Genomic DNA, 5,731 nt, shown 5'->3' with positions numbered 1-5,731 from the left:
CCGTCGGCATCTATTTCATTGCGGCAATGATCTTCTGGGCGGTTTTCGAGCAGGCCGGGACGACGCTATCGCTGTTCGCCGATACGCTGACGGAAAATCAGGTTCTTGGACTTTCGTTTCCATCGTCCTGGTTCCAATCCGCTAATCCGGTCTTCGTCATCCTGCTGACGCCCTTCGTGGCGGCGCTGTGGCTGAGACTCGGGCATCGTCAGCCATCCTCGCCCATCAAATTCGCGCTCGGTCTGGTTTTTCTCGCGGCTGGGTTTCTTCTTATGGTCCCTGCCGCCGGCTTCGCATCGGATGGACGCGTGTCGCCTCTCTGGCTGATCGGTCTCTACCTGCTGTTCACGGTCGGCGAATTGATGCTGAGCCCGGTCGGTCTGTCGACGATGACGCGGATCGCGCCGAAGAGAATGACCGGCTTCGTGCTCGGCCTTTGGTTCCTGGCGGCAGCCTTCGGCAACAAGCTGGCGGGCGATATCGGCGGCGCCTTCACGGCAACCGATCCCGACATGCTGGTGCTTTCATTCCTTGCACAAGCGGCCCTTGTCGCCGTCGCCGCCACTTTCATGTTTGCGGTTGCGCCGATTGTGAACAGGCTAGCAGCCGGAAATAATTAATAAATTTAGCGTTTTGGCAGTAGACCAGCGCATCCCGTCACCTTGACACCCGGCGGGCCTCAAGGCGAATGTTGCGGATCGGGTGCCGACTCTAGCGCCGCACGCCTAAGTTGACGATCAAAAAGGCTCCTGTTCCGTGAACGCCACGTCCGCCCTGCGTACTTATCTCGATTTCGAGAAACCAATTTTGGAACTCGAGAACAAAGTTTCCGAGCTCAAGGCGATGCAAAACGATGGCAAAGGACCACAGATCGCCGACGAGATCGCGAGGCTCGAACAAAAGGCGAAGGCCGCCCTCGTTGACACCTACAACAAGCTGACGCCATGGCAAAAGACGCTCGTCGCGCGCCACCCGGAACGTCCACATGCGCTCGAATTCATCGGCGGCCTCATAGAGGATTTCACGCCGCTCGCAGGTGATCGCTATTTCGCCGAGGACGAGGCGATCGTCGGCGGCATCGGAAAATTTCGCAATAGATCGGTCGTCGTGCTCGGCCACGAGAAGGGCTCCGATACCGAGCAGCGCATCAAGCACAACTTTGGAATGGCCCGCCCCGAAGGCTATCGCAAAGCCGTGCGGCTGATGGAGCTTGCTGACAGATTCGATCTGCCGATCATCACTTTCGTCGATACGCCTGGCGCCTATCCGGGCATCGGGGCGGAAGAGCGTGGGCAGGCCGAAGCAATCGCGCGTTCGACCGAATGCTGCCTGAAGCTCGGCGTTCCAATGGTTGCCGTCATCGTCGGTGAGGGCGGCTCGGGCGGCGCGATCGCGATCGCGACGGCAAACCGCATCCTTATGCTCGAACACGCCATCTACTCGGTGATCTCGCCCGAAGGCGCGGCCTCGATTATCTGGCGCGACAGCAACAAAAAGGAAGAAGCCGCGACCAACATGAAGATCACGGCCCAGGACCTCGACCAGCTCGGCGTCATCGATGCGATTATCAAGGAACCGACAGGCGGCGCGCATCGCGACCGCGAATCGGTGATTATCGCAACCGGAAACGCCATCGCCCGGATGCTTTCGGAATTCGACGGCAAATCGCCGGAGGAGATCCGCAAACAACGGCACGAGCGTTTCCTGTCGATCGGGCACTGATCTCCGGCGGGCCGCTCACCAAATGGCCGCCGCCGTGCCGTATTTCGACACGATACTTGAGTTGACATAGACTCCGCGCGATCGCAGTAGTCGTTTGAGTTTATTGTATTTAATAGTCCGCCAGCCCGCGGAACGGGGAACTCGAAGCCGGGGAAAGCGCATTGCTGCAGACCAACGTCTCGATAACGTCGAGAGCTGTTGTTCGGCTCGCGGCTCTAATTGCCGTGGTCGCGGTCGCGGCCTGTTCAAGCGCGCCCGTTATTCCGCCGCCGGCGGAAGTTCCGCTATCGAAGGATGCCTTGTCGCTGCTTGCCAAGAAAGGCATGCAGCCCGGCGCGCCCGTGTTCGTGCGCGTTTTCAAGGAAGAATCCGAACTCGAGGTTTGGAAGCAGCGCGACGACGGCCGTTTCTACCATTTCAAGACGTACCCGATCTGCAATTGGTCCGGCGAAATCGGCCCGAAGGAAAGTAAGGGCGACAGACAGGCGCCCGAAGGCTTCTACACGATCACACCGACGCTGATGAACCCGAACTCGAAGTATTACCTGTCGTTCAATCTCGGCTACCCGAATGCCTACGACAGGTCTTGGGGGCGCACGGGCGATTCGGTGATGGTGCACGGCAACTGCCGGTCCGCCGGGTGCTACGCCATGACCGACGCGCTTATGGAAGAGATCTATGGATTGACGCGGGAGGCATTGAAGGCCGGACAAACCAGCTTCCAGCTTCAGGCGTTCCCGTTTCGGATGACTGACGCGCGCATGGCGCAAATGAAGTCGCACAAATGGTATGGCTATTGGAAGACCCTGAAGCAGGGCTATGATTACTTCGAGCAATACCGGATACCGCCTAACATCACGATTTGCGAACGCCGCTATGTCGTGGGACTGATTCCGCGCAGCCGTCCTGATCCCGCCGGTCAGTGCCCGGCTTTCGATCGGCCGGTTGTCACAGCGTTTACGCCATTGCCCGAACCGGCTGAGATGGATGTCGCCAATGGCAACAAGCTCAAGGGCATAACGAACCCGGATGCCGAGCCGACGCTCGCCGATATCAACGCTGCCAAGCAGCAAGAAAAGGCTCAGGCGAATGCGAGTTCGATGGCAGTATCGTCGCCAGTCGCCAACGCGAATTGATCCTTTAGCGCGCCGCCTCCTATGCATGAGCGTGATGTGAGTCAGCCGAAGACATCGGAACCGAGACGATCGCATGCCGGCAAGATTTTCCTGATCTTCGCCGTCTGTTCGATCGCGATTGCAGGGCTGGCGCTGGCATTCGCACCGATCTGGTTGCCGCGTTTGCCGGGCGGTGACAAAGCCCTCATCCGGTACGAACGGAGCCAGCGGCTCTTCAGAGCGCAGTTCGGTCTGGACATGCCCGGTCAGCCAGATTTGACGCGCTTGTCGCAACGTCTCGCCGAAAACGGCGTGAGGGAGGGCTCTCCGGTTCTAATCAGAATATTCAAAAGAGAATTCGAACTGGAATTGTGGATGCAGCGCGATGGCGTGTTTCATCGCTTCGCGATTTATCCCATTTGCCGCTGGTCCGGCCGGCTTGGCCCCAAGCTGCAGCAAGGCGACCTGCAAGCGCCGGAGGGCTTCTACACGGTCGATGCTTCGGCGCTCAATCCGAATAGCGCCTGGCATCGCTCGTTCAACCTTGGGTTTCCGAATGCCTTTGACCAGGCTAACGGCCGCACCGGATCGCTGATCATGGTTCACGGCGGCTGCGCGTCGGTCGGTTGCTTTGCGATGACGAACGCCCAGATCGATGAAATCTGGCGTTTGGTCACCACGTCGCTGGCGGGGGGGCAAAAGCGTTTTCAGGTGCAAGTCTATCCGTTCCGGATGTCAGATGAACGGTTGGCGGACTACGCAAACAATCCGTATGCCACCTTCTGGAAGACCCTCAAAGCGGGCAACGATCTCTTTGAAAAAAGTCTGCTGCCGCCCAAAGTCACGGTCTGTCAGACCCGCTATCGCTTCGAGCCCGGCGACAAAGGCGCGACGGGCGACAACCCGATCGAAAACCGCTGCCCCGCCGTCAATGCCAAGAGTTGAGGATACACAGGTTTAATCTTGCCGGGTGTTGGCGAAAAGACACTTCGAATTGTCGCGTTACGGGCAATAATGTGCGCCACCGCGTAAGGAACGGGGCTACTCGGTCGCAGAGCATTCATGGCATTCCAGAGCGTCTTCCGTTTGGCATTTCTCGCGGCGATGACACTCGGTGTCGCCTGCGCCGAGAACGCATATGCGCTTTCCATCGAACTCAAGGATGTGGCCGCCGATCGGGTCGAGCGTCAGAGGGCGGCCGCCGTCGGAGCGCTGCCGCTGCCGGGGACACCAAACGTCGCGGTATTGCAGGAGCGTCTGCGCGATAAGGGCGTGACGCTGGCATCGCCAATTTTGATCCGCATCTTCAAATCGGAATCCGAACTCGAGATTTGGAAGCGGAAGGACAACGCGTTCGTCCTGTTTGCAACTTACCCGATCTGTCACTGGTCCGGCTCCATCGGGCCGAAACTCAGGGACGGCGACAAGCAGGCGCCGGAAGGCTTCTATACGGTGACGCGCGCCCAGGCCCGTCACGTCGGGCGGTGGCCCGTGTCGCTCGACATCGGCTATCCGAATATTCTCGATCAGTCGCAGGCGCGGACGGGTTCGAACATCCTGATCCACGGCGGTTGCTCGTCGATCGGTTGCTTTGCCATGACCAATCCGGTTTCAGACGAGATTCACCAGCTCACGATGGCGGCCATCGACGCGGGAGAGAACATCGTACCGGTGCACATTCTTCCGTTTCGCATGACGGATCTGAACATGGCCGTGCAGGAGAAATCTCCGTGGATGCCCTTCTGGAATAATCTCAAAGAGGGCTACGACATGTTCGAGCGAACGAAGCGGCCGCCCGCCGTCAGCGTGTGCAGCGGCCGCTATATCTTCCGCGAAACGAGCACGGGAGAATTCGCCGGTCCGCTCGAAGCATGTGAGCCGACGCTAATGGCCATTCGCGAACAGGACCAGTGGCTCAGCGCCGTTCCGCGCCCAACTCAGTTCCTGCCGAAGCTCGTGGCGCAGACGCCGGCCCCAATTCCGCAAATCCAAACGAGCCTCGAGAGCGATACGGCGCCGACGCCGATGTTTTCCTGGCCGCTGATCCGCTGATCGCTGGCGAGCCCATTGCCTTAGACCGAGGACCCCGGACAAATGGTTGAGAAAAGCGCCGTCAAGCGTATCGAAGTAACGCTTGAAAACTTGCTGTTCAGCGCCCGGTGGCTGCTGGCGCCATTCTATTTCGGCTTGGCGATTTCGTTATTCGTCTTGCTGATAAAATTTTGCGCCGAGCTTTTGCATCTGGCAGTCGGCGCCTTCGCGTCGAGCGAGTCCGACGTGATTCTCGGCCTGCTGACGCTCGTCGATCTGACGCTTACGGGATCGCTTCTGATCATCGTGATTTTTTCGGGCTACGAAAATTTCGTCTCGAAGATGGATCATTCCGATCATGGTGACCGACCGGAATGGATGGGTACGATCGATTTTTCAGCACTGAAGCTGAAAATGCTGTCGTCGATCGTCGCGATCTCGGCCGTACAGCTGCTGCGCCAGTTCATGTCGCTTGGCGTCGTCACACCCGAGCGTGAGCGGGAGCTGATGTGGATGGTCGTCATCCACGTCGTATTCGTGGTTTCGAGTGTCCTGCTGGCGCTATCCGACCGGATCGCAGGTCATGGCAAGGGCGAGGACTCAGCGGCCGCGACGACCGGCGACGCCGTCACTACGAGCGCGCATTAGCGGCGACGCCGGTATTACTTCGCGACCGAGACGTTCAGCAGCGCCCTTGGGCGCGGCTCAATCCATCTTGCCGTGGCAGTGCTTGTATTAGTTCTGCCATCATAATTTATATTTTATTTCAACGGCTTATTGTTGTATATTCTACCTGTCTATCTTTTGTCTACAGACAGTTAGGAGCTCGTCATGAGTTTAGCAAAGCAAGCAAAGACGCTTTC

General features: G+C 58.6%; 6 protein-coding genes. All 6 read left to right on the top strand.

Going from position 1 to position 5,731, the window contains the following annotated elements:
- The coding region (locus tag VN623_RS06445; RefSeq protein ID WP_325569295.1) for an oligopeptide:H+ symporter at window positions 1-620 on the top strand (620 nt) is incomplete at its 5' end.
- A gap of 154 nt (window positions 621-774) precedes the next feature.
- Window positions 775-1,722 (top strand): acetyl-CoA carboxylase carboxyltransferase subunit alpha, encoded by a 948-nt coding sequence (locus tag VN623_RS06440; RefSeq protein WP_325569297.1) that lies wholly within the window; start codon window positions 775-777, stop codon window positions 1,720-1,722.
- Window positions 1,723-1,883: 161 nt separating this feature from the next.
- Entirely contained in the window at window positions 1,884-2,858 is a 975-nt protein-coding gene (locus VN623_RS06435; protein WP_325569293.1) for a murein L,D-transpeptidase family protein, read from the top strand.
- Between the two features lie 36 nt (window positions 2,859-2,894).
- A complete protein-coding gene (locus VN623_RS06430) occupies window positions 2,895-3,782 on the top strand; it encodes a murein L,D-transpeptidase family protein (RefSeq protein WP_325569291.1) in 888 nt (295 codons plus the stop codon).
- Window positions 3,783-3,899: 117 nt separating this feature from the next.
- The gene (locus tag VN623_RS06425; protein ID WP_325569289.1) at window positions 3,900-4,889 is read left to right on the top strand and encodes a murein L,D-transpeptidase family protein; all 990 of its coding nucleotides are present in this window, start codon (window positions 3,900-3,902) and stop codon (window positions 4,887-4,889) included.
- Between the two features lie 42 nt (window positions 4,890-4,931).
- Window positions 4,932-5,516 carry a TIGR00645 family protein gene (locus VN623_RS06420; protein ID WP_325569287.1) on the top strand — a complete coding sequence of 195 codons (585 nt, stop codon included), beginning with the start codon at window positions 4,932-4,934 and terminating at the stop codon, window positions 5,514-5,516.
- Window positions 5,517-5,731: the final 215 nt, after the last annotated feature.

Origin of the sequence: Hyphomicrobium sp. (assembly GCF_035572195.1) — a bacterium.
Taxonomy (GTDB): Bacteria; Pseudomonadota; Alphaproteobacteria; order Rhizobiales; family Hyphomicrobiaceae; genus Hyphomicrobium_B.
Note: the sequence above shows the minus strand (reverse complement) of the source record. Positions and strands in the feature narration are given on the sequence as shown.